General features: G+C 64.4%; 23 protein-coding genes. 7 read left to right on the forward strand and 16 right to left on the reverse strand.

The annotated features are described in order from the left end of the window. Positions 1-73: 73 nt before the first annotated feature. Genes ABIB66_RS24310 through ABIB66_RS24320 form a run of 3 tightly spaced genes read left to right on the forward strand, consistent with a single transcriptional unit; the run spans position 74 to position 2,678 of the window. Positions 74-1,132 carry an amidohydrolase family protein gene (locus ABIB66_RS24310; RefSeq protein ID WP_354060954.1) on the forward strand — a complete coding sequence of 353 codons (1,059 nt, stop codon included), beginning with the start codon at positions 74-76 and terminating at the stop codon, positions 1,130-1,132. 23 nt (positions 1,133-1,155) lie between these two features. After that, positions 1,156-2,265 carry an amidohydrolase family protein gene (locus ABIB66_RS24315; RefSeq protein ID WP_354207715.1) on the forward strand — a complete coding sequence of 370 codons (1,110 nt, stop codon included), beginning with the start codon at positions 1,156-1,158 and terminating at the stop codon, positions 2,263-2,265. Next, a complete protein-coding gene (locus ABIB66_RS24320) occupies positions 2,265-2,678 on the forward strand; it encodes a Rieske (2Fe-2S) protein (protein ID WP_354255938.1) in 414 nt (137 codons plus the stop codon). Before ABIB66_RS24315 ends, ABIB66_RS24320 begins: the two co-directional genes overlap by 1 nt. 36 nt (positions 2,679-2,714) lie before the next feature. On the opposite strand, the gene ABIB66_RS24325 is transcribed toward ABIB66_RS24320, so the two are convergent. After that, positions 2,715-3,614, reverse strand: a complete 900-nt coding sequence (locus tag ABIB66_RS24325; protein WP_354207712.1) for a transcriptional regulator GcvA — start codon at positions 3,612-3,614, stop codon at positions 2,715-2,717. Between the two features lie 110 nt (positions 3,615-3,724). Here ABIB66_RS24325 and ABIB66_RS24330 point away from each other — a divergent pair, with 110 nt between their 5' ends. Together ABIB66_RS24330 and ABIB66_RS24335 are read left to right on the forward strand one after the other, a co-directional pair. Further along, positions 3,725-3,928 (forward strand): DUF1127 domain-containing protein, encoded by a 204-nt coding sequence (locus ABIB66_RS24330; protein WP_007599575.1) that lies wholly within the window; start codon positions 3,725-3,727, stop codon positions 3,926-3,928. Between the two features lie 80 nt (positions 3,929-4,008). After that, a complete protein-coding gene (locus tag ABIB66_RS24335) occupies positions 4,009-4,632 on the forward strand; it encodes a GNAT family N-acetyltransferase (RefSeq protein ID WP_354207710.1) in 624 nt (207 codons plus the stop codon). A gap of 52 nt (positions 4,633-4,684) precedes the next feature. On the opposite strand, the gene ABIB66_RS24340 is transcribed toward ABIB66_RS24335, so the two are convergent. Together ABIB66_RS24340 and ABIB66_RS24345 are read right to left on the reverse strand one after the other, a co-directional pair. Continuing rightward, positions 4,685-5,515: an enoyl-CoA hydratase gene (locus ABIB66_RS24340; protein ID WP_354207708.1), complete on the reverse strand. Its 831-nt coding sequence runs from the start codon at positions 5,513-5,515 to the stop codon at positions 4,685-4,687. A gap of 112 nt (positions 5,516-5,627) precedes the next feature. After that, positions 5,628-6,329, reverse strand: a complete 702-nt coding sequence (locus ABIB66_RS24345) for an SDR family NAD(P)-dependent oxidoreductase (protein ID WP_354060942.1) — start codon at positions 6,327-6,329, stop codon at positions 5,628-5,630. Between the two features lie 231 nt (positions 6,330-6,560). On the opposite strand from ABIB66_RS24345, the gene ABIB66_RS24350 reads away from it, so the two are divergent. Further along, a complete protein-coding gene (locus ABIB66_RS24350) occupies positions 6,561-8,345 on the forward strand; it encodes an acyl-CoA dehydrogenase family protein (RefSeq protein ID WP_354207706.1) in 1,785 nt (594 codons plus the stop codon). Positions 8,346-8,388: 43 nt separating this feature from the next. Further along, positions 8,389-9,477 carry a Zn-dependent alcohol dehydrogenase gene (locus tag ABIB66_RS24355; protein ID WP_354207704.1) on the forward strand — a complete coding sequence of 363 codons (1,089 nt, stop codon included), beginning with the start codon at positions 8,389-8,391 and terminating at the stop codon, positions 9,475-9,477. A 21-nt stretch (positions 9,478-9,498) separates the two neighbouring features. Here the strand turns inward: ABIB66_RS24355 and ABIB66_RS24360 are convergent, their stop codons facing one another. The 13 genes from ABIB66_RS24360 to ABIB66_RS24420 all read right to left on the reverse strand — a co-directional run bounded on the left by ABIB66_RS24360 (position 9,499) and on the right by ABIB66_RS24420 (position 24,171). Next, the gene (locus tag ABIB66_RS24360; protein WP_354207702.1) at positions 9,499-10,869 is read right to left on the reverse strand and encodes a putative hexosyltransferase; all 1,371 of its coding nucleotides are present in this window, start codon (positions 10,867-10,869) and stop codon (positions 9,499-9,501) included. Between the two features lie 239 nt (positions 10,870-11,108). Beyond that, on the reverse strand, positions 11,109-11,384 hold the full coding sequence (locus ABIB66_RS24365; RefSeq protein WP_026233404.1) for a DUF1488 family protein: 276 nt from the start codon (positions 11,382-11,384) through the stop codon (positions 11,109-11,111). A gap of 77 nt (positions 11,385-11,461) precedes the next feature. Then, a complete protein-coding gene (locus ABIB66_RS24370) occupies positions 11,462-12,940 on the reverse strand; it encodes an AMP nucleosidase (protein ID WP_354207700.1) in 1,479 nt (492 codons plus the stop codon). Between the two features lie 176 nt (positions 12,941-13,116). Continuing rightward, entirely contained in the window at positions 13,117-14,451 is a 1,335-nt protein-coding gene (locus ABIB66_RS24375; protein ID WP_354207698.1) for an HlyD family type I secretion periplasmic adaptor subunit, read from the reverse strand. Further along, a complete protein-coding gene (locus tag ABIB66_RS24380; protein WP_354207696.1) occupies positions 14,448-16,193 on the reverse strand; it encodes a type I secretion system permease/ATPase in 1,746 nt (581 codons plus the stop codon). The genes ABIB66_RS24375 and ABIB66_RS24380 overlap by 4 nt, the downstream gene beginning before the upstream one ends. A gap of 261 nt (positions 16,194-16,454) precedes the next feature. Further along, positions 16,455-16,724: a GlsB/YeaQ/YmgE family stress response membrane protein gene (locus tag ABIB66_RS24385; protein ID WP_275170797.1), complete on the reverse strand. Its 270-nt coding sequence runs from the start codon at positions 16,722-16,724 to the stop codon at positions 16,455-16,457. 96 nt (positions 16,725-16,820) lie between these two features. After that, on the reverse strand, positions 16,821-17,798 hold the full coding sequence (locus ABIB66_RS24390) for an ABC transporter ATP-binding protein (RefSeq protein ID WP_275170795.1): 978 nt from the start codon (positions 17,796-17,798) through the stop codon (positions 16,821-16,823). Beyond that, positions 17,795-19,210: an amidase gene (locus tag ABIB66_RS24395; RefSeq protein ID WP_354207693.1), complete on the reverse strand. Its 1,416-nt coding sequence runs from the start codon at positions 19,208-19,210 to the stop codon at positions 17,795-17,797. Before ABIB66_RS24395 ends, ABIB66_RS24390 begins: the two co-directional genes overlap by 4 nt. Further along, complete coding sequence (locus ABIB66_RS24400) at positions 19,207-19,404, reverse strand: hypothetical protein (RefSeq protein WP_106941722.1); 198 nt, start codon at positions 19,402-19,404, stop codon at positions 19,207-19,209. The genes ABIB66_RS24395 and ABIB66_RS24400 overlap by 4 nt, the downstream gene beginning before the upstream one ends. Then, entirely contained in the window at positions 19,401-20,462 is a 1,062-nt protein-coding gene (locus ABIB66_RS24405; RefSeq protein WP_354207691.1) for an ABC transporter ATP-binding protein, read from the reverse strand. Before ABIB66_RS24405 ends, ABIB66_RS24400 begins: the two co-directional genes overlap by 4 nt. A 2-nt stretch (positions 20,463-20,464) precedes the next feature. Continuing rightward, positions 20,465-21,367 (reverse strand): ABC transporter permease, encoded by a 903-nt coding sequence (locus ABIB66_RS24410; protein ID WP_275170787.1) that lies wholly within the window; start codon positions 21,365-21,367, stop codon positions 20,465-20,467. 2 nt (positions 21,368-21,369) lie between these two features. After that, positions 21,370-22,323, reverse strand: a complete 954-nt coding sequence (locus ABIB66_RS24415; RefSeq protein WP_247362906.1) for an ABC transporter permease — start codon at positions 22,321-22,323, stop codon at positions 21,370-21,372. 189 nt (positions 22,324-22,512) lie between these two features. Continuing rightward, on the reverse strand, positions 22,513-24,171 hold the full coding sequence (locus ABIB66_RS24420) for an ABC transporter substrate-binding protein (RefSeq protein ID WP_354207688.1): 1,659 nt from the start codon (positions 24,169-24,171) through the stop codon (positions 22,513-22,515). Positions 24,172-24,363: the final 192 nt, after the last annotated feature.

A 24,363-nucleotide genomic window follows, 5' to 3' on the forward strand; every position in this document is an offset into this window, starting at 1 on the left:
CTTGAATGGCGGCAAGGCGGAGCGGCCAAGCGCTGCCCGAGAAGGCGCGACGAGGAAACGCGAAGGACACGTCATGGCGTCCCTGATCGCCGGCGGGGTGGATTGCGATGTGCATCCGGCCGTGCCGCATCTGACCAGCCTGCTGCCGTACCTGAACGACTATTGGCGCGATCAGGTGACGACGCGCGGCATGGTCGATCTCATCTCGCAATCCTACCCGCAAAACTCGCCGATCACGGCGCGGCCCGACTGGCGCCCCGGAAGCGGCAAGCCGGGCGAGAGCCTTGCGGACATGCAGCGCCATGTGCTCGATCCCTTTCAGCTCTCGCATGCCATCTGCAATCCGCTCTACGGCGTGCAGATGGTGTTTTCCGAGGATCTGCAGGCCGCCTTCTGCCGCGCTTTGAACGAGTGGCTCACGAAAGAATGGCTCGATCGCGATCAGCGGCTGCGCGGCTCCATCGTGATCCCCACCCAAAGCGTCGAGAAGGCCGTCGCCGAGATCGAGCGCTGTGCGGCGGATCGACGCTTCGTGCAGGTGCTGATGCTGGTGATGGGCGATACGCCGCTCGGCAAGCGCGCGCTATGGCCGATCTACGAGGCAGCAGAACGGCTGGACCTGCCGATCGGCATTCACGCCGGTTCCGCCTATCACAATCCGCCGACCGCCGTGGGCTGGGGTTCCTACCACATCGAGGATTATGCCGGTCAGGCCCAGGCGTTCCAGACCCAGCTCACCAGCCTGATCGTCGAGGGCGTATTCGCCAAATATCCGCGGCTGAAGATGGTGATGCTGGAATCAGGCGTGTCCTGGATCTCGCCCTTTCTCTGGCGCCTTCACAAGTTCTGGCGGGGCGTGCGGATGGAGACGCCGTGGGTTGATCGCGCGCCGCTGGAGATTGTGCGCAGCAACATCCGCTTCTCGTTGCAGCCATTCGACGCGCCGCCGGACGAGGCGACATTAATTCGCCTGTTTGATCATATGCAGTCGGACGAATTAGTCCTATTCTCCACCGACTATCCGCACTGGCAGTTCGACGGCCAGGAGGCGCTGCCCGCAGGTCTCACCCCCGATCTCGTGCGCAAGATCATGATCGATAATCCGCATGCGACCTATCCCCGCCTGACTTAGCCGCTGCCAAAGGAGGCAAGGCGATGAATATTCAGTTCCGCGAAAGCTCCGAAGCCGCTTCCCCACTGACGGTCAAAACCGCAATTGCGGACTGCGACATCCATCCGGCACGCGCGACCCGCGCCGAGCTCTATCCTTACCTCGCCAAACGCTGGCAGCATCATCTCGAAGTCTACGGCGTCCATGCCTATCAGGGCATGATGGAAGGTCCACCCTATCCGAAGGCCCAGCCCAACGCCTCGCGCCGCGACGCCTATCCGCCGGAAGGCGGGCCGCAGGGCTCATCGCTATCCTTCATGCAGAAGCAGCTGCTCGATCCCCACAACGTGCAGCTCGGCGTGCTCAATCCCCTCAACACCGGACAGGGCATCCGCAATCACGAGCTCTCGGCCGCCTTGTGCTCGGCGATCAACGACTGGCAGATCGACAAATGGACCAGCAAGGACAAGCGGCTGAAGGCGTCCATCGTCGTCGGCAATGAGGACGGCCTGTCGGCCGCCGCCGAAATCCGCGAACGCGCCGGCGACAAGAATTTCGTGCAGGTGCTGCTGCTCAGCCGCAATGTCGAGCCGCTCGGCCAGCGCCGCTACTGGCCGATCTATCAGGCCGCGGAAGAGGCCGGCCTGCCCGTCGGCGTCCACGCCTTTGGTTTCGGCGGCAACCCGATCACGCCGTCGGGCTGGCCTTCCTATTACATCGAGGAGATGGTCGGCCATTCGCAGTGCCAGCAATCGGCGCTCGCGAGCCTCGTGCTGGAGGGCGTGTTCGAGCGCTTCCCGAAATTGAAGATGGTGATGATCGAGGCCGGCTTCGGCTGGGCGCCGTCACTGGCGTGGCGGCTCGACAAGGTCTGGCAGCGGCTGCGGAGCGAGGTGCCGCATGTCAAACGGCCGCCGTCCGAATATATCCGCGAGCAGGTGTGGTGGACGACGCAGCCGATGGAGGATCCGGAGCGGCGCGAGGATCTGTTCGACGTCATCAAGTGGATCGGCTGGGACCGGCTGCTGTTCGCGACCGACTATCCGCACTGGGATTACGACGAGCCGTCGCGCGTGCTGCCCGCGGGCGTCAGCGACGACAACCGCGAGGCGTTCTATCTCGGGAATGCGAAGAACCTGTACGGGATCGCTTGATGGCGCGGCATGTGATTGCCGCGGTCGACGAGCTTCCGCCCGGCACGCGAAAATTTCTGGAGATCGACGGACGGCCGATCGCAATCTTCAACATCAAGGGTGAATATTTCGGCCTGATGAACCGCTGCCCGCATCAGGGCGCGGCGCTGTGCGAGGGGCCGCTCATCGGGCTCGCGCAATCGACGGATCCCGGCGAGATCGAATACACCAAGCTCGGCGAAATCATTCGCTGCCCATGGCATGGCTGGGAGTTCGACATCCGCACCGGCCAGTCCTATTGCGGCCCCCGCCGCTTCCGCGTGAAGGCCTATCCGGCTCATGTCGAGCCGGGTGCGAGCGTTGTGAAGGGGCCGTATGTCGCCGAGACTGTCGCGGTGAAGGTCGAGAGCGATTACGTCGTGGTGGAGTTGTAGCGAGAAGCAGGTGGCCGGACATGCGCCGGCACGATCTCAGGCTTTATTCTGCGTTGCAGTGATCATCCAATCGCGGAATGCGGCGAGCTTCGGCGCCTCGCGGCGGCCCTCCGGCGCGACCAGGTAGAAGCCGGCATCGGCCGGCAGCGCGATCTTGAAGGGAACCACGAGCCGGCCCTTGACGATGTCGTCCTGGACGTAGGAGGTCCGCCCCATCGCCACGCCGATGCCGTCGATCGCGGCCTGGATGGTCATGAAGATCATGTCGAAGGTGATGCCGGGCTGCCTGGCGATGTCGGCCGGCTGACCTGCCGCGGTCAACCACAGCCGCCAGTCGTCGCTGTTGGCGTTGGAGGTGTGCAGCAGCATGTGGCTCTTGAGGTCCTCCGGACAGCGCAACGGCTTGTCGCCGCGGAGGAGAGACGGGCTGCACACCGGAAACAGCTCGTCTGCCATCAGCCAGTCGGCGCGCAAGCCCGGCCACTGGCCGCGCCCGTAGCGGATCGCGGCATCGACATTGTCGCGCTGGAAGTCGACGAGGCCGGTCGAGGTGGTGATGCGAACGTCGATGCCGGGATGGTGCTCCTGGAAATCGGTCAGCCGCGGCAGCAGCCATTTTGCGGCGAGCGAGGCCAACGTCGAAACCGTCAGCACCTTGTCGTCGTCCTTGCGCAGCAGCCGATCGGTGGCAAGGCGGAGGTCGTTGAAGGCGGCACGGACGCCCGGCAGATAGTCGCGCGCTTCCGGCGTCAGCGCCAGCGCGCGGTTCTGCCGGACGAACAGGCGGATGCCGAGCTCCTCCTCCAGCCTGCGGATCTGATGGCTGATCGCGGTCTGGGTCACGTTCAGCTCGGACGCGGCCAGCGTGAAGCTGAGATGGCGCGCGGCAGCCTCAAAGGCCCGCAATCCATTCAGAGAGGGCAATCTGGCAGTCATCTGGCAGCAGGATACATGACGTTATTTCATGCGAAAGAGTACAAATTGTCGTTTGTCGCAGTGCACCAGGAAGCAGATATTAGCGGTCAACTTAGCTCCAGGAGCTGACAATGTCTACTTTGACCCAGAATTCGATGACAAATCATCATGCGCCCGGCTTGATCCACCAGATCGGCGAGACCCTTCACGTCTGGCACGAGCGCTACCGGACCCGGCGTGAGCTCACCAACTGGTCCGCGCGTGACCTTCAGGACGTCGGGCTGTCCTGGAGCGATGTGGCCTACGAGGCCGACAAACCCTTCTGGCGGGCCTGATTGGCCGCCAGGCCGGCGCCGCCTGACTGTGGGGCGCCGGCGGTCCCTTTTCCCTTTGGTCCCCTTGGGGGCGCGGTGTCATGAGCAGCCTTCGCCTGGAAGATTTGAAGCAGTATTCGGACACGCTGCGCACGCGACACGGCGAGGCGCTGCGCGTGCGCTTCGTCGAGCCGGGCGACACCGAGGAGCTCCAGCACTATTTTCGCTCGCTCTCGACGCGCTCCCGCTACAACCGCTTCTTCGGTGCGATCAGCGAACTGCCGCAGGGCCTCCTCCAGGAATTCCTTCAGGTCGGCGAGCGCGAACGTTTTACCGTGGTCGCGACCATGATGGTGGACGGCTTCGAGACCATCGTCGCCGAAGCGCGCTACGCACTGCATGCCGAAACTGAGACGCTTGAATTCGGCCTGTCGGTTGCCGATCGCTGGCAGGGCCACGGCATCGCCACCGTGCTCATGAAGAATCTTGAATGCCGCGCGGCCGCGCTTGGCGCCGACCACATGTTCGGCGACACGCTACGCTCCAACGCGTCCATGATCTCGCTCGCGCGCAAATCGGGCTGCGCCTTCGTCAAACATCCCGACGATTGGAAGCTGGTGCGCTTCGACAAGGAGATCTCCGTCGCACCGAAAGACATTCCCTGCGCGAGCTGGCGTCTCGTCGCTCTTTCCCGTCAGGCCGATAGCCCCTCAGCCTCGGCCTGACACCACTCGAGCCCGGCCTGGCGAAAACCAGAGCCGGGCATTTTTTTCGCCGCTACTTCCCCGTGAACACCGCCTTGCGCTTCTCGATGAAGGCCTGCACCGCTTCCCTGTGATCGGCGGTTGCGGTCAGGCGGACCAGACGTTCGGCCTCGTGGTCGCGCGCGGTTTCGAAGTCGAACAGCAGGGCCTCGTCGAGATTATCCTTCATGTAGCGCAGCGCGAGGCGCGGACCTCCAGCCAAGGACTTTGCCAGGGCGAAGGCCTCCGCCTGCAATTCGTCATCGGGCACCACGCGGTTGACGAGGCCGATGGCCTCGCACCTTGCAGCATCGACCCGATCGCCGGTGAACAGCAGCTCGCGCGCCCGCGCGGTGCCGACGAGGCGCGTCAACAGCCACGCGATGCCATAATCACCGCTGAGCGCAATGCGCGCATAGCCGGTGGCGACGAAGGCCGATTGCGCGGCGATGCGGATGTCGCACGCCATGGCGATGGCGAGCCCCGCGCCGACCGCCGGCCCCGGCAGCGCCGCGATGGTCGGCTTGCGCACCGACACCAGCGCGCCGGTGAGCAGGCGCTGCCGCTCCTGGAGATCGGCGATGCGATCTTCCAGCGAGATCTCCAGCTTCTTGGGGTCGCGATGTGCGCCCATGCCCTTGACGTTGCCACCGGCGCAGAACGCTTCGCCCGCGCCGGTGATCAGCAGCGCGCCGACATCGGGGTTCTCGCCGCAGGTGCGAATCATCGTGCGTAGCGCCGGGGTCAGGGCGTCTGACAGCGAGTTGCGCGCCTCCGGCCGGTTCAGCGTGATCAATGCGACGCGATCGCGGATCACGCAGAGAAGTTCACTGGTGCCGGTATCGATGATGGTGTCCGTGGTCATGATTCCCGCCCTTGTAGGGTGGGCAAAGCGAAGCGTGCCCACCAATTGCTGTTTCGTCGTTGATGGTGGGCACGGCGCTATGCGCCTTTGCCCACCCTACGGCAGCTTGCCTTCAAAACTTCTCCACCCAAGGCCGCAGCTCCAGCTCCCAGCTCCAGGCGCTGCGCGGCTGCTGCAGCACGTTCCAGTAGCTCGCCGCGATGGCATCGGGATCGAGCATCGAATCCGGCTTCTCCGGCGCTTCCGTGCGCGCTGCGCTCCTGATGCCGCCATCGATCACGAAATGTGCGACATGGATGCCTTGCGGCGACAATTCGCGCGCCATGCTCTGCGCCAGCCCGCGCAGTGCGAACTTGCCCATCGCGAACGGTGCGGACTGTGCATAGCCCTTGACGCTTGCCGAAGCGCCGGTGAACAGGATCGCGCCGTGCTGGTTCGGCAGCATGCGCCTAGCCGCTTGCTGCGCCACCAGGAAGCCGCCATAGGCGCTGACCGCGATCGCCTGCGCCACGTCGGCCGGAACGAGATCGACGAACGGCCCGCGCGCGCGGCCGCTGGCGTTATAGACGACCAAATCGGGCGTGCCGATCTCGCGCTCGACCAGCCCGAACAGGCGCTCGACCTCATCAGGGTCGGTGGCGTTGCAGGCATAGGCCTTGGCGCCGGTCTCGCTGCAGAGCGCGCCGAGCTTCTCGATTTTTCGCGCGGCCAGTGCGACGCGGATGCCCTGGGCGGACAACAGCCGCGCCAGCGAGGCGCTCAGGCCTTCGCCGGCGCCGACGATGAGAGCGATTTTGTATTTCGGGTGTTCCATGACGTGATCTCTCGGAGACGGGAAGCCGCTGATCTATGCACGGTCCGCACGGACAACCAGCCGGGTCGATCACAATTCCGCAGAGCGAATTGCTCCCACGCGGCGATCATGCCTCCCTGACAATTTGCGGCTTTATCCGCTTTCGCGACTGGAGCATGATCGACATCATCTCAAGCGGCAAGCGCCAAATCAGCGCAAAATGACCGCAAGGCGGAAACAAAGAGGACGATCATGCACAAGCCGGCCCCCGCGCAGGCAAAACAGGTCGCGGCCGCACCATCCGGACTGCTGGCTCCCGATACCACCGGCATGAATTTCTACCGCGGCGATCAGGCCCTCACCGATCTTCTGCGCATTCATCTGCCGGAGACGCTATTCCGCCACATCGAGCCGCATCTCGATCGCCTCGGTGAACTCGCCGGTGGCACGCTCGACGACTGCGCGCGGCTTGCCGACCGGCACACGCCGGTGCTGCACCAGCGCGACAAGTTCGGCCGCGACGTGCAGTGGATCGAATACCACCCGGCCTATCGCGAGCTGGAGAAGGCAGCCTTTGGCGAGTTCGGCATCCACGCGCTCTCGATCCGCAAGGGCATCATGGGCTGGCCGGACAAATATCCCGTCGTCGCCAAGCACGCGTTCACCTTCCTGTTCAACCAGACCGAATTCGGCATGGGCTGCCCGATCAACGTCACCGATGGCTGCGCCAAGCTGCTCGCGAATTTCGGAAGTGACGAACTGAAGGCAAAATATCTGGATGGCCTGACCCAGACCGACATGAGCAAGCTGACCCAGGGCGGCCAGTTCATGACTGAGAAGGAAGGCGGCTCCGACGTCGGCACGCTGACCACGACGGCCGTGCAGGAAGGCGACCATTGGCGCCTCACCGGCGAAAAATGGTTCTGCTCCAACGCCGACGCAAAAGTCGTAATGCTGCTGGCGCGCCCCGAAGGCGCCGGCCCCGGCACGCGCGGTGTCGGTCTGTTCCTGATGCCGCGCTTCCTCGACGACGGTTCGCAGAACCACTACCGGATCGTGCGTCTGAAGGACAAGCTCGGCACGCGCTCGATGGCTTCGGGTGAGATCAAGCTTGAAGGCGCGATCGCCTATGCGGTTGGCAAGCTCGACCGCGGCTTCGTGCAGATGGCCGAAATGGTGAACTCGTCGCGGCTTTCAAATGGCGTCAAATCCACCGCGCTGATGCGGCGGGCCTACCATGACGCGATGACGGTGGCGAAAAACCGCGTGGTGTTCGGCAACCGCATCATCGACCTGCCGCTGGGCCGGCGCCAGATGCTGAAGATCATGCTGCCGGTCGAGCAGGCGTTGTCGATGAGCTTTCTCGCCGCGGACGCGCTCGACCGCGCCGAGGCCGGCAGCCAGGACGCGGCCGCGCTGCTGCGCATCCTGACCCCCACGCTGAAATTCCGCGCCACGCGCGATGCGAGAAAAGTGTGCGGTGATGCGCTCGAGATGCGCGGCGGCATCGGCTATATCGAGGAATTCGCGACCGCTCGCCTGCTGCGCGACGCGCATCTCGGCTCGGTCTGGGAAGGCACCGGCAACATCGTCGCGATCGATGCGCTGAGGCGCGCGGTCGGCCGCCACGGCGCCGAATCCGCGCTTGCCGCCGATCTGCACGCCCGCCTCGATGACAGCCCCTCGGTGCCGCAGGCCTGGCGCGACCGGCTGCACACCCTCACCGATCGCGCGGTCGGCTTCGCACGCGAGGTCGCAGGGAAGGCCGACAATGAGGCCGATGCGCGCCGCGCCACCAGCCTGCTCTATCATGTCGCCAGTGCCGTCGCGCTCGCCTGGGAGGCACATCGTATTCACGACATGCGTGGCGATGCGCGAAGGCTGTTGTTGTCGCGGCTCGTCATCGATCACCGGGTGTCGCCGAGCGATCCGTTCCGGCTGACGGAAAATGCCGTGCAGCAGAAGATCGCCGCGCTGCTGCTCGGCGATCGTGATGCCGGCATGAGCGAGGTTGGCGAACTGGTCCTGGCAGCGTAGGCTGCACCCGCGTTCAAGCAAAAAAAGCGATAGGGAGTGCTCGATGAAGGCCGCCGTCCTCCATGAAGTCAACAAGCCCCTGGTCATCGAGGATGTCAGCCTGCCGAAGCCCGGCCCGCGCGAAGTCCTGATCCGGACCTCGGTCGCAGGTCTCTGCCACTCCGATCTGCACTTCATGGAAGGTCTTTATCCGCATCCGCTGCCCGCGGTGCTCGGGCACGAGTCCGCCGGTGTCGTCGAGCAGGTCGGCTCCGACGTGACTTATGTGAAGCCCGGCGATCATGTCGTCACCTGTCTTTCGGTGTTCTGCGGCACCTGCGACAATTGCACCACGGGCCGGACGGTGCTCTGCACCGACACCACGGTAAAACTGCTGCCGGGGGCTTCCAATCGGATGCAATGGACCCGCTCCGAGAAGCTGCATCAGTTCCTCAACCTGTCGTCCTTCGCCGAACAGATGCTGGTGCACGAGAACGCGATCGTCAAAATCCGCAAGGAGATGCCGCTCGATCTCGCCGCGCTGATCGGCTGCGGCGTCATCACCGGCTACGGCGCGGTCGTGAACACGGCAAAGGTAACGGCCGGCGAGACCGTGGCCGTGATCGGGTGCGGCGGCGTCGGCATGGCCGCGATCAACGGCGCGCAGATCGCGGGCGCCGGCCGCATCATCGCCATCGACACCAATCCGGCCAAGCTCCAGCTCGCGACCAAGCTGGGCGCGACCGACATCATCAACCCCGCCGACGGCGACGTCGTGAAGCAGGTGCGCGATCTCACCAATGGCGGCGTGCATCATTCCTTCGAGGTGCTCGGCCGCAAGGAGACCGCCGAGCAGGCCTTCGGCATGCTCGCCTCGGGCGGCACGGCCACCATCGTCGGCATGATTCCGTTCGGCCAGAAGATCGAGCTGCATGGCTTCGACTTCCTGCGTGAACGCAGGATCCAGGGCTCATCGATGGGCTCGAACCATTTTCGCGTCGACATGCCGCGACTGGTGGATTTCTACCTGCGCGGCCGGCTGCATCTGGAGGACTGGATCTCCGCGAAACTGAAGCTTTCCGAGATCAACGAAGGTTTTGCCAACATGAAGGCCGGCAAGACGCTGCGCAGCGTGATCATGTTTGACAGCTGATGGCCGGATGAAGCGGGACGCTCAGGATCGAGGCAACTGGTCCGGGCCGGCCAGGTCGCAACGCGACTCTTTCAGGAGCAGCAGCGCCGCAGCTGTGACGAGACCCGTGGTGAGCAGGTACACGGGCGATATGTTCAAACCGGGCCCTTGGATGACCAGATAAGCGAGCAATCCCGCGGTTGACGCGCTGAAGCCGAGCCAGGCAAGCCTCGGAAAGCGAAATCCACGCTCGCCGTGCCAAAGATCAAGCACGAGGTAGTACACGAGAAGGCTGTTGCAGAGTGCCGCCGGCAGCACGCCCAAGACGATTCCGCTTTCGAACGCGAGATAGGAAAGCACGCCGCTGACCTGAGCAATCACCGCGAAGGCCACATAGCGCGGATTGAGGCAGGCCAGCGCGATCGACGCAAGTTCGAAGGCGTAGAAATACCGCTCGTGCATCTTAGGGAGCAGGTACGGCATGAGCATCAGCGATACACATGCTGCGAGGAGAATAAACTCCGGCCCCGTCCGTTGAGAGCGCGCGATGAAGATCGACAAGGCGAGCCCGCTCGCAGCCGCGAGCACCATGCCGACGGCGACCCCGATCGTGTACGGCATTCCCCCGGCCAACACCCAGATGTTGGCCGCGTTCATGGTGAGGCGATTGAAGGTGTGAGCCTGGTCCAGATAGACCGCGAGCACGGAGGCCAAGGATCTGCCGGCGACGAGAGCCGGAATGGCGAGAACCACATAGATCCCAGGAACGGTGGCGAGCCATGCCGGGTGGATCCTGCGGCGCAGAATCATGCCGAGCACGAAGGGTCCCAGGAACACGCCCTGAGCCTTCATCGAAAAGGCCATCGCAAATGACGCAACGCCGTTTCGATCCCGCATGAACAGCGCGACGGAAACCAGCGTGAAGAAGGTCCAGATCGAATCACTCTCCGCCCACATTGCGCCGTTGAAGATCACCGTCGGTGCAAGCCAAACAGCGCAGAAGGCCAGGGAGGCGCGCAATGGCAGCCTTGTCGCTCTCCAGACGATCTGGGCCACGGCGATCGCGCAGCCCAATTCGAATACTACCGAGATCGCTTTCACGAGGGAAAGTGGCTCGCCTAGCCAATCAAATCGGGCGGCAATCAGCAGGAGGTAGCTGTAGAACGGCGTGTAGTTGGTAAAGGCTTCGGCCAGCCCGGCGACTCCGTGATCGCGAGCAAAGACATACCAGGGAATCAGATGCTGAATGGCGTCGTCGGTCGCGTGCTTCCGGGCGACGTAGCGGAGCGCAAGGCCCAGGAGTCCGCATCCGATCGTTACGGCAATTGCAAGCCGCCAACTCTTTGGCAGCGTCTTGCCCGGGTTGACGTCATGCCCGCGGATCGCGTCGTTTCCAACAATCTCTTTTGTCACGCGAGCACTCGTGAGGCCCCATTTTCGTGACCTAACCTCTACGAGCCATCAATTCATAGTCGTATAACGTCTGGTTTCGCAGGTCTTAAGATTGCCGCGAAACGGTTGCTTGGTTAGCGAATGCTTTAGAGGAATTGACGATCATCGAAAGGCCGCCAGCGGGAAGGTAAGCCCAGCAAGACTGGATCTTGACCAACTGACGAACTGCTCTGGGCATGTCGACGGAGCCTGGAGCGGAATTACCGCTGCAAATGTCGCGTAAAGATCCGCACCACATGACCCCTGACCCTCGGCGCCTCGTCGTAGAGGTCTGAGGCGAGCCGCTCGATGGTCTCGCGCAGCGACAGGAACTGAGCCTGCCGCGCGCTGCTTTCGGTGCCCTGCATACCCGCAAGCTCGTCCATCGCGGCGTCGCTGATCTGGCACTGCACGACCTCGCCGTCATTCAGCATTGTGAAGCGAAAGGCAAGCCGTTCGAGATCATGGCCAATGATCCTGTCGCGCATGAGTGGCATCAAGTCGTCCCGGTCGACCCCCGCGCCGAAAATGCCGAAAATCCCGCTGCTTGTCAGCAGCAAAGGCAAGCCTTCGCCTACTGGAACGCAACTTCGGCAAAACTGCGGAGCTTTCGCGAATGCAGCCGCTCGGATTCCTGCTGCTTGAGCCGTTCCAGCGCCTTCAAGCCGATCTCGAGATGCTGGCCGACACGGCGGCGGTAGAATTCACTGGCCATGCCTGCGAGCTTGATCTCTCCGTGCAGAGGCTTGTCCGAGACGCACAGCAGCGTGCCGTAGGGGACGCGAAAGCGGTAGCCGTTGGCGGCAATCGCGGCCGATTCCATGTCGAGCGCAACCGCGCGCGAATGCGACAAGCGACGAATGACATCGCGCCCGCTGATCTCCCAATTACGGTTGTCGACGCTCGCGACGGTGCCGGTCCGCATCAGGCGCTTGAGCTCGAACCCTTCGAGCCCGGTGACGTCCTCGACCGCCTCCTCGAGCGCGACCTGCATCTCCGCGAGCGCCGGGATCGGCACCCACAGCGGCAACTCACGATCGAGCACATGATCCTCGCGCACGTAGCCATGGGCGAGCACGTAGTCGCCGAGCCGCTGCGTGTTGCGCAGGCCCGCGCAATGGCCGAGCATCAGCCATGCATGGGGTCGCAGCACGGCAACATGGTCGGTGACGTTGCGCGCGTTGGACGGACCGGTGCCGATGTTGATCAGGGTGATGCCGCGATAGCCGGGCGCGACCAGATGGAAGGCTGGCATCTGCGGCGCGCGCGCGGGCGCAACGCCTGTCGTCGCGCCGCCGCTGCGCGTGATCACGTTGCCTGGAGCAACGAAGGCGTCGAGGCCGGCCTCGCCAGCCTGAAGCCGCTGCTGGCAGAGCTGCGCGAAGGCGTCGACGTAAAACTGGTAGTTGGTGAAAATCACGAAGTTCTGGAAATATTCGGGGTCCGTGCCTGTGTAATGGTAGAGCCGGCGCAGCGAGTAATCGACACGAGCCGCCCGAAACAGAGACAGCGGTTCGGGCGCGCCGGGCTGAAGCTCGAAAGTGCCGTCGGCGATGGCGTCGTCCATGGTGGCCAGATCAGGCACGTCGAATGCATCGCGCAGCGACCGCGTCACCGGCGAATTCTCGCTGGTGGTGATGGCGGCTTCGATGTTGATGTCGCGGCGATAGGCGAAATGAACCGGGATCGGTTCGCTGGACTGGCCGATTTCGACCGGGACGCCGTGGTTCTGGATCAACAGCCCGATCTGCTCGGTCAGATAGGTCCGGAACAGATCCGGACGCGTGACGCTGGTCTCGTGCACACCGGGCCGCGCGACGAAGCCGTAGGCGAGACGCGAATCCAGCCGAGCATGCGTCGCGGTGGTGACACGGACGAAGGGATAGAAGGCCCGCACCCGCGTCGTGATTGCCTCGCCGTTGACGTAAGCTTCGAACCGGTCACGCAGGAACTTCGTGTTGCGCTCGTAGATCTCTTCGAGGCGGGCGACGGCGAGGCCGGCGTTGGAGAAGGATTCGGTGGCGACCGAGGGTGGGGATTGGATGGATTGCATTGTTCGACGCCGGGTTGCTGGGGCTGAATCGAACTATAGCAAGAAAACTAAAGCAAGAAAGAAGCCCCCGTCATTGCGAGCGTAGCGAAGCAATCCAGAAATCTCGCCGCGGAGGCAACCTGGATTGCTTCGCTACGGTCGCAATGACGAAAGAGGCGAGGACGCGCTTTCGCGCGTCACTTCTCCCGGAACGCGCGCATGAACTGGTCGTGCAGCGGCTTCATCAGATAGGACAGCATGGTGCGGTCGCCGGTCTGGACGAAGGCTTCCGCCGGCATGCCGGGGATCAGCCTGGAGTCACCGAGCTTGGCGACCTCTTCTGCGGACAGCGAGACGCGGATGGTGTAGTAGCTCTGGCCGGTGCGCTGATCGGTGGTGACGTCGGGCGAGACGCGGCTGACGACGCCGTTGAGCTCCGGCGTGGTGCGCTGGTTGAAGGCGGACAGGCGCAGCAGCGTCTTCTGGCCGATCTGGAGCTTGTCGATATCGACCGGATTGACCTTGGCCTCGACCTGGAGATCGTCGGCCTGCGGCACGATCAGCATGAGGGCGTCGCCAGCGGTGATGACGCCACCAACGGTATGCACGGTCGATTGCAGCACCATGCCGTCCTGCGGCGCGCGGATGTCGACGCGGCGAAGCTGGTCCTCGGCGGCGACCTTGCGCTCGATCATTTCGCCGATCTTGTCGTTGGTCTCGCGCAGATCCTTGGAGACCTCGCTGACCATGTCCTTGTCGACCTGGATGATCTGGAGCTCAGTCTCGGTGATCTTGCCCCTGGCCTGCGCGCGCGAGGCGATGTATTGCGCGCGCTCGCCGTTGAGGCGGGCGGTATCGCGTTCGAGCGTGGTCAGGCGGGAGATCTGCACCAGGTGCTTGTCATAGAGATCGCGGACACCGACGAGCTCCTGCTGCACCAGCGAGATTTCTCTGTCCTTGGCCCGCTCCTGCGCGGAGAGGCCCTCGATCTCCTCGTTGAGCTGCTGGATGCGCTCGCGCAGCTGCGCCTTCTGGCCGGCGCGTCCGTTGACGCGGACGTCGAACAGCTTGGTTTCGGCGGAGAGCAGCGCCTTGACGTCGGGATCGTTGCCGCGATCGAGCAGCGCTTGCGGGTAGTCGATCCTGTCGATACCGCGCTGCTCGGCCTGGAGCCGTGCCGCACGCGCCTGCGCCGCGTCGAGATTCTTGGTGACGATGGCAAGGTTGGCCTTGGTGACGGTGTCGTCGAGCCGCACCACGATGTCGCCGGCCTTGACCAGGTCGCCATCGCGCGCACGCAACTCGCCGACGACGCCGCCGGTCGGATGCTGCACCTTCTTGACGTTGGATTCGACCACAATCTGACCCGGCGCGATCAGCGCGCCCGAGATCTGCACGGTCGACCCCCAGCCGCCGAGGCCGACCAGGAGGACCAGCACGATCCCAAGCCCGAGCATGAGGTGGAACCGGATCGACTGCCGTACGGTCCGCTTCGCGGCAGGCTTCGCGCCGCCGAGCGCCATCGTGCTCATGCCTTGGCTCCGCCTTCGCTGACGATCTTGATCGGGGCCGGCGGCGTCACCCGCGGCTGAAGCACTTGGGCGAGCACCTGTTCCTTCGGCCCGAAGGCCTGCATGCGACCGTCGCGCAGCACCAGGATCTGGTCGACCGCTTCGACGCCGATCGGGCGGTGCGCCACCACGATGACGATCGCGCCGCGCTCGCGCGACGCGCGGATGGCGCGGGTCAGCGCTTCGTCGCCTTCGGTATCGAGATTGGAATTGGGCTCGTCGAGCACGATCAGGAACGGGTTGCCATAGAGCGCGCGCGCCAGCGCCACCCGCTGCGCCTGGCCCGCGGAGAGCGCCGTGCCCTGCTCGCCGACCTGCGTGTTGTAGCCCTCGCGCATCTTGATGATCATCTCGTGCACGCCGGCTTCCTTGGCGGCCGCGATGATGCCGTCAGAGGTGGCCTCGGGGTCGAAACGGCTGATGTTCTGCGCGATGGTGCCGCCGAACAATTCGACGTCCTGCGGCAGATAGCCGATATGGCGCCCGAGCATGTCCGACGACCATTGGTCGAGCGCCGCGCCGTCGAGCCGCACCTTGCCGCGGACCGGTTGCCAGACGCCGACCAGCGCACGAATCAGCGACGACTTGCCGGAGCCGCTCGGTCCGATCACGCCAAGGCCGTTGCCGGCTTCGAGCGCAAAGGTGACGTCCTGCACGATGAGGCGCTGGTCGCCCGGGGGCACCATGGCGATGCCTTCGACCGAGAGGCGGCTGGTGGGCGCCTGCAACTGGGTCGGCATCGTCTGCGCCGGCATCTGCTCCAGTAGGCGGGTCAGGCGGTGCCAGCTCTGACGTGCCGCGACAAAGGATTTCCAATGCGCGATCGCGAGGTCGACCGGCGCGAGCGCACGTGCCGAGAGAATCGAGCCGGCGATGATGATGCCGGCGGTCGCCTCCTGGTGGATGACGAGATAGGCGCCGACCGCGAGCACGGCCGATTGCAACATCATGCGCAACACCTTTGCGACCGCGCCGAGACCGCCGGCGACGTCGCTCGCACGCTGGTTGCCGTCGAGATATTTTTCGTTGGCCTCGCTCCAGCGCGCGTTCATCCGCCCCGCCATGCCCATCGACACCATGACTTCGGCATTGCGGCGGCTGGCCTGGGCGAGATCGTTGCGCTGGGCGGCAAGCCCCATCGCCTCGCGCGCCGGCTGGCGGGACATGAACTCGGTGACCAGCGTCAACCCGACCAGGATGACCGCGCCGACCAGCGCGGTGACGCCGATCATGACGTGGAAGGCGAAGCAGATGGCGAGATAGAGCGGCAGCCAAGGCAGGTCGAAGAACGCGCTCGGGCCCATGCCGCCGAGGAAGGAGCGGACATTGTCGAGATCGCGCAGCGGCTGAAGCCCCTCGTTGCGGCTGCCGACCAGCAGCGGCAGGCGCACGATGGTGTCGAACACCCGCTTGTTCAAGGCTTCGTCCAGCGCGGTGCCGACCCGGCCCAATATCCGGTTGCGGATCATGTCCAGCACGCCCTGCGCCATGTAGAGGAAACTGGCGAGGACGATCAGGCCGACCAGGGTTGGAATGCTGCGGCTCGGCAGCACCCGGTCGTAGACCTCCAGCATGAAGATCGACCCTGTCAGATAGAGCAGGTTGATCATGCAGCTCATCAAGCCGACGCCGACAAAGGCCGTGCGACAGGCGCGCAGCGCATCACCGAGCTCTGAGCGGCGGACGCCGGGAACGGCTGCCATCAGTCTGATCTCTTTCGGGTAGGGGCCAAAGCCCCTGATTTCAAAGGCAAATTCAGGAGTAATTGACCCGGATTAACATCGCGTTTGCGCTCATCGCCCAACGCAGTCGAATACCCGGGACCCCCTATGGCCCACATCACCCCCGACCGGCCTTGCACGCAAGTCCGGAATCTCACGATCTTGCGGCTTTTTCTTGCAGACATGTCACCTCTCCCCGGGCGGGGAGAGGTCAAAAGTTCGATCAATCGAACTCGGGCGCCATTAAAACCGGCCGCCGCCGCGGACCAGCCGTACCACCAGCAGCAGAATGACCGCGCCGATCGCGGAATAGACGATCTCGGATATCAGCCCGGTGCCGATGCGAATGCCGAGCTTCGGAAACAGGAAGCTCGCCACCAGCGCGCCGGCGATGCCGACCACGATGTCGCCGATGATGCCGAACCCGGTTCCGCGCACCACCTTGCCGGCCAGCCAACCAGCGACGAGGCCGACGAACAGGATGACAAGCAAACCTTCATTGGAAATGTACATAAGTGAGGTCCCTCTGCGTGAACGGTTCCATGGAAGCGGAACTTGGATGAACGAGGTCTGAATGCTGTTCCCCCGTTCCCCGCTGCGGTCCAAATATCACGACAGCGCGGTGACCGGCTCCGCCAGCACGCAGCGTGCCGCCCGGCCCGGCCCGACCTCCACATTCCCTGGCAGTTGCTCCAGACAGCGCGGCTGGGCTACGGCGCAGCGGGGCGCAAAGGAGCAGTTGTGCGGCCTCTCGCCAAGCGACGGCGGGGCGCCGGGGATGGTCTCGAGCCGCTGTCCCCGCTTGGCCCCGTGGACGGTCGAGGCGAGCAGGCCCTTGGCATAGGGATGCACCGGCGAGCGGACGATGTCGCGAAGCGTGCCCTGCTCCACGATCTGACCGGCATACATCACCGCGACCCGGTCGCAGATCTCGATGGCGACGCCGATGTCGTGGGTGACGAAGATGACGGACATGCCGAACTCGCGCTGCAGCTCGCGCAACAGCAGCAGGATCTGGATCTGCACGGTGGCATCGAGCGCCGTGGTCGGCTCGTCCGCGAGCAATATCTTGGGCCGGCACGCGAGCGCCAGCGCGATCATCGCGCGCTGACGCATGCCGCCGGACATCTCATGCGGATAGGCATCGAGCCGCCGTTTTGCGGAAGGAATGCGCACGACCTCGAGCATTTCGAGTGCGCGCGCTCTGCCCTCCGCGTAAGACTTGCCTTCGTGACGCACGACGCTTTCGGCGATCTGCGTCCCGATGGTGTAGACCGGATCGAGCGCAAGCGCAGGCTCCTGAAAGATCATCGACACCGTCTGGCCGCGGAACGACGACAGCTGCTCGTCGTTCATGGCCAGCACGTCGCGGCCCATGACGTTGACCTTGCCCGTGATCTGCGTGCGCTTCTTCGGCAACAGCCGCATCAGCGCACGCAAGGTCACGCTCTTGCCCGAGCCGGACTCGCCGAGCAGGCCCAGCACCTCGCCGTCGCCGAGCGAGAGGCTGAGATCGTTCACGGCATAGACCGTGCGCTCGCCGGTGAAGCGGATGTTGAGGCCTGAGATCTCGACGAGCTTTGTCATGACGGAAGCTTCGGCAGCCTGTCGTGGTAGTCGGTGGCCCGCTGGAATGCGGCACCGATGGTGAGCAAGGTCGCCTCATCGAACGAGCGGCCGATCAACTGCATGCCGATCGGAAGTCCGCTCTTGGTGAAGCCCGAGGGCACCGTGAGCGACGGCAGGCCGAGATAATTCACCGGGCGGGTGAACAGCGTCAGCCGCTGCAACAGCGCCGGCGCGTTCGGCCCGCCGCCGACGTCGCTCTCCTCGATCGTCGGCGCCGGCACCGGGGACGCCGGCGCGATAATCGCGTCGACACCTGATGTCGCAGCGTTGTGCGCGGCGAGCGCAGGTCCGCGCCAGCGCATCGCCTCGAGGTAGGTGATGGCGGGGACCGCGAGCCCGTTCTGAAGCCGCATCAACACCTGTGGGCCGTAATCCTGCGGCCGCTCGATCATCCAGCGCTTGTGGAAGGCGGCGGCTTCGGCTGCAAGCACGAGCTGGCTTGCCGAGGACAATTGCCGCTGGTCGGGCAGCTCGACCGTGACGATGTCGGCGCCCTCACGCTTGAGCACCGCGATGGTCTCGTCCAGCACGCGCGCGACCTCGCCGTCGAGATCGTCGACATAGAAGGACGAGGGGACGCCGATCTTGAGGCCCTTCAGCGAGCCCTTGGTCGCGCCGACATAGTCGGACAGCGGCTCACGGCTCGTGGTCGAATCCTCGGGATCAGGGCCGGCCATCAGCGCCAGCAGCAGCGCGCAATCCTCGGCGGTGCGGGCGAGCGGCCCGACCGTGTCGAGCGACTGCGACAGCGGCATCGCGCCGGCGCGGCTGACCCGGCCAACGGTGGTCTTCAATCCCGTCACGCCGCAGAAATGCGCGGGCATGCGGATCGAGCCGCCGGTGTCGGAGCCGAGCGCGGCATAGGTCAGTCGCGCCGCGACCGCCGAGCCCGAGCCCGACGACGAGCCGCCGGTGATGTGCGCCACGTTCCAGGGATTGCGAACCGGGCCGTAATGGGCGTTATGGCCGGTCGGGCCATAGGCGAATTCGGCGAGATGCAACGTGCCGAGCCGAACCTGGCCAGCGTCCTTCAGCCGCTGCAAGGCGGTGGAGGTGACGGTCGGAACGAAATCGCGGCGGATCAGCGAGCCGCAGGTCGCGACGTGGCCGGCGTCGTAGTACATGTCCTTGTGCGCGAGCGGCACGCCGTGCAGCGGACCGCGGACTTCGCCCTTGGCGAGTTCTGCGTCGGCAGCATCGGCGGCCTTCAGCGCCGCCTCTGCCTCAATCGACATGAAGGCGTTGAGATGCGGCTGCCACTGCGCGATACGATGCAGCAGCGCACGCGTCACCTCGTGCGAGGACACCTGCTTCATCGCGATCGCGCGCGCAACCTCGGTAAGCGTCATCAATTCGGGCTCGGTGCTCATTTCGAGAGCTTCGCAGTCTGCGCGATCGGATAGAGCGCGGGCTCGAGATCGAACGGCAACGTGCCGGCAATGGCGGCAAAGCCCTCGAAGGCCGGTCCGATGGAGTTGGAGATGCGCGTCGCAATCTCGTCGTCAACGGGAACACCGGCGACCTGTGCCGTCGCCTTGATCTCTTTTGTCGTCGGTCTCGTCATGCGGTTTCCTCCTTCGGCGCGCGGCTATGGCCTGAACCCGGGATCGCCATGTAGCACGCGGCCTCGTGGCCCATTCTATCGAGCGCGGTGAGTTTTGGTGTCGCATTTGCGCAGAGCGGCTCCGCAAACGGGCAACGGGTGTGGAAGCGGCAGCCCGAAGGTGGATCGATCGGATTGGGCGGATCGCCCGTGATCGGCGGCGTCTCGGTGCGGCGGTCCGGATCCGAGGACGGCATCGCAGCAAGAAGTGCGCGTGTATAGGGATGTGCCGGCTGGTCCCAGACCTGGTCGACCGGGCCGAGCTCGACCACCTCGCCGAGATACATCACCAGCACACGATCGCTGATGTAGCGCACGACGTTGAGATCATGGCTGATGAAGAGATAGGTCAGCCCGAACTCGCTCTTGAGATCGGCAAGCAAATTGAGCACCTGCGCCTCGACCGATTTGTCGAGCGCGGAGACCGCTTCATCGAGAATCACCAGACGCGGCGACAGCGCCAGCGCACGCGCGATGTTGACGCGCTGGCGCTGGCCCCCCGAGATCTCATGGGGGTAGCGGTTGGCGAAATTTGCAGGAACCAGGCCCACCTTGCCTAGCAGCTCGCGCGCCAGCGCGCGTGCGGCGCCGTCGGCCATGCCGTGCACCTTCGGGCCGAAGGCGATCGATTCCTCGATGGTCAGGCGCGGATTGAGCGAGGCGTAGGAATCCTGGAACACCATCTGCATGCCGCGGCGCAGCTCGCGCAAGGAGAGCGACTGGCCGACGCTCATGCCGTCATAGATGATGTCGCCGGTATCGCGCGGCATCAGATGCATGAGCAGCCGTGCGGTGGTCGACTTGCCGCAACCGGACTCGCCGACGATGCCGACGGTCTCGCCCTTGGCGACGGTGAACGAGACATTATCAACCGCACGCACGGTGCGCTTTGCGGCGAACAGGCCGCCACGAACCGGGAAATGCTTGGTCAGGCCGTTGACCTGGAGCAGCGGCTGCGCGACGCCGCCGCGGTCCTCGACCGGTTCCAGCATCGCGACGGAGACGTTGGTTTCGCTCATGGCTAGTTCCTGATGTCCATGGCGCTGCGCAGGCCGTCCGAGAGCAGGTTGAAGCAGATCGAGACCGCGAAGATCATTGCACCGGGCAATGCCGCGACCCAGGGGTTGACGTAGATCGCGGTGCGCAAGGTGTTCAGCATCAAACCCCATTCCGGCTCAGGCGGCTTGGTACCGAGGCCGAGGAAGGACAGGCCCGCCGCAAGGATCATCGAGACCGAGATCAGGCTGGTGGCATAGACGAAGATCGAACCGAGCACATTGCCGAGGATATGCACGCGCATGATGGTGAATGGACCGGCACCGGAGGCCCGCGCGGCGTCGACGAAGTCCATGTTGCGCACGCCTGTCGTGACGCTTTCGGCGACGCGGGTGATCTGCGGCACGAACACGACGGTCAACGACACGATGGAATTGAGGATGCCCGCGCCCAGCGCGCCGGAGATCGCGATCGCCAGCAACACGGACGGAAAGGCGTAGAACACGTCGATCGTACGCATGATCGCGGTGTTGAGCTTGCCGCCGACATAGCCGGCAACGAGGCCGAGCGAGGTGCCGATGCAAAAGGCGAGGATCACAGGCAAGATGCCGATGAGGAGCGACAGCCGGCCGCCATAGATCAGTCGCGCCAGCATGTCGCGGCCAAGCTCGTCGGTGCCGAGCGGGTAGCCGGTTGTGCCAATGTGCCGAAGGCGGCGGATCATCGAGCCCTTGTAGGGATCTTCCAGACCGAGCCACGGCGCAACGATCGCGGACAGGAAGATCAGCAGCAGCACCAGCGCGCAGACCATGCTGACCTTGTCGCGCCGGATACGGCGGCCGACGGTCGCCCAATAGCCGCGCGCCTTGCTCGCAGGCGCGGACTGAAGCGCGGCATCGCTGGTGACAGACAACGGAAGCTCGCTCATCGCTAGCCCCGCTTGATGCGTGGGTCGATCGCGGCTTGCGCGATGTCGACCAGCAGATTGAGGAAGACGAAGAACAGCGCCAGGATCAGGATCGTGCCCTGGAGCAGCGGCAGGTCGCGCTGGAAGATCGCCGAATTGAGCAGAAAGCCCGAGCCCGGCCAGGAGAACACGGTCTCGATCAGGATCGAGCCGCCGAGCATGTAACCGAGCTGAAGTCCCATCACTGCGAGCGCGGTGGGCGCGGCGTTCTTGATGACGTGGCGGAATACGCCGCGCTCATGCAGGCCTTTTGCACGCAGCGCCTCGACGAAATCCTGGCTGAGAATGTCGCCGGTCAGCGCGCGCACCGTGCGGGTGACGATGCCCATCGGGATCACCGAGGTCGTGATCGCCGGCAGCACGAGGTATTGCAAATGCGCCCAGTCCCAGGCCCAGGCGGCCGAGCCGCCGGGTCCGGCGCCGACGGCGGGCAACCAGTTCAGCTGGACCGAGAAGATGATGACGAGCACCATGCCAAGCCAGTAATGCGGCACCGAAACGCCGGCGATGGCAAAGGACGTCGCCAGCTTGTCGATCCAGGTCTCGCGGAAATAGCCGGCGATCAGGCCGAGCAGGACGCCCATGGTGAAGCCGATGATGGCCGCCGCAATCGCCAGCGTGACGGTGTTGCTGACCGCGCGCATGACCTCGGCCAGCACCGGGCGCCCGGTCGCAATGGAATTGCCGAGATCGCCATGAAGCGCACGGAGCAGCCAAAGCCCGAACTGCACCGGCAGCGGGCGGTCGAAACCGTAGGCGGTACGGAGCTGCGCGGCGAGCTCCTGCGAGGCATCGGCCGGCAGCACGGCGACGAGCGGATCGCCCGGCGTGATGTGCACGAGCAGAAAGCACACCAGCGCGACGCTGATGACGATCGGGACGACGTAGACGATGCGTCTGGCGATATAGGCGAGCACTGCAGTTCTTTCTTCCTTCTCCCCTTGCGGGAGAAGGTGGCGCGAAGCGCGGATGAGGGGTTGTTTCCGCGAGTACAGCTATTCCTAATGAGAGATGGTCACTCGCGGAGAGAAACCCCTCACCCGGCTTCGCTTTGCGAAGCCACCCTCTCCCGCAAGGGGAGAGGGTGCACTGCGTATGCGCGCGAACTACTGCATCGACACCAGCGAGAAGTCGATGAACCAGCTCTTTGGCTGCACCACGCCTGTCACCTTCGGGCTGATGGCGCGGGGGCCGACATCGTGGGCGACGTAGAGGAAGGCCGCGTCGTCGACGGAGGCCGCGTGCAGTTCGGCGAGCGCGGCGTCACGCGCGGCTGGATCGAAGGTCTGCCGCGCCTTCTTCACCAGCTCGTCGAACTTGGGGTTGTTGATGAAACCCCAATTGTTCGAGACCGGCGGGGCCATGCCCGATTGCAGGAAGCGCACCAGCGCGAAGAACGGATCCATCGCCGCATAGGTGACGTTGGTTGAGTTTGAACCGTTCGCGCTGGGATCCTTGGCGCCGCGGCGCCAATTGGTGAACAGCGTATTCCACTCGATGACGTCGAGCTGCACGTCGAAATAGCATTCGGCGAGTGCCTGCTGGAGATATTCGTTCATCGGCAGCGGCTGCATCTGGCCCGAGCCGGAGGCCGAGGTCTGGGTCTTCACCGTCAGCTTCTTGTTCGGTCCGAATCCGGCTTCCTGCATCAGCTTCTGCGCAGCAGCCTTGTCGTACTTGATCTCGAAGGTCGGCTTTCCGCGCCAGGGGTGTCCAGGCTCGAAGGTGCCGGTCGCCGGCACCATCAGCCCCGCGAGCAGGCCGTCCTTGAGGCCCTCGCGATCGACGCAGAGGTTCGCGGCCTTGCGGACGCGGATGTCGTTCCAGGGCGAGCCCTCGACGCGCGAGAACTGCCACGGCCAGACATGCGGCTGCTCGTTGGCGTAGAGCTTGAAGCCACGCTGCTTCAATTCGGGCAACGCGTCCGGCGCCGGGGCTTCGACCCAATCAACCTGCCCGGAAAGCAGCGCCGCGGTGCGCGCATTTGCTTCCGGCATCGGCAAGAGCACCATCTTGTCGACCTTGGGCACGCGGTCCTTATTCCAGTAGCTCGCATTCTTGATGAGCTCGAGCCGTTCGCGCGGGGTGAAGCCCGCCATCTTCCACGGGCCGGTGCCCGAAGAGTCCTTGGCGAACGCGGTCCATGCGGCCTGCGACTTCGCCTTGGCGTCAGCACCTTCCGCCTTGTCGTAGAAGGCCTGCCACTTCGCCGGGCTCGCCATGAAGAGATTGGTGAGGTTGATCGGCAGGAAGCTGTCGGGCTCCTTGGTGGTGAGCTCGACGGTCATGTCGTCGATCTTCTTCGCGGATGCCAGCGTCGGCATGCGCGAGGCCGTGACGCCGACCTGGCTGGCGTCGAATTGCGGCGCGTCCTGCTTCAGCACCTTCTCGACATTCCACACCACGGCGTCTGCGTTGAACGGCGAACCGTCATGGAAGGTGACACCCGGCCGCAGCTTGAAAGTCCATTTTGTCTTGTCGGCATCGTCGACCTTCCACTCGGTGGCAAGGCCGGGGATCACCACGCTCGCCTTGTCGGCCGAGGACAGATCCCAGCCGGTGAGCGCGTCGTACATGGTGAGGCCGGTGAAGCGGTTGCCTTCAAAACCCTGATCGGGCTGACCCAGCGTGCGCGGAATATCGGCAGCAGTCATGGCGATGCGCAGCACGGTGTCGGCACTTGCGACGCGCGGCCACGCAGCCGCGCTGCCGAGCGCCAGCAACGCGATCAGCGCCGCGCGGGTCTTGTTTTTATTGATCAGCATTGCCTCAATCCTTTTTCCGGCTTCGATGACTAATTTTGATGCAAACGTATGCAATGGCTATGCCAATGGGGAAACTTTTTCTGCAAATTGCCCCTGCGACGACAAGTCCTTGTGATGACGCGTCGGCGAAAGCACCTCGGTGCCTATTCTGGCATCAAGATTGCAGGTTTGGCTTCGATTGTCCCGGAAGTC

It is taken from the genome of Bradyrhizobium sp. F1.13.3, assembly GCF_040548265.1.
GTDB lineage: Bacteria > Pseudomonadota > Alphaproteobacteria > Rhizobiales > Xanthobacteraceae > Bradyrhizobium.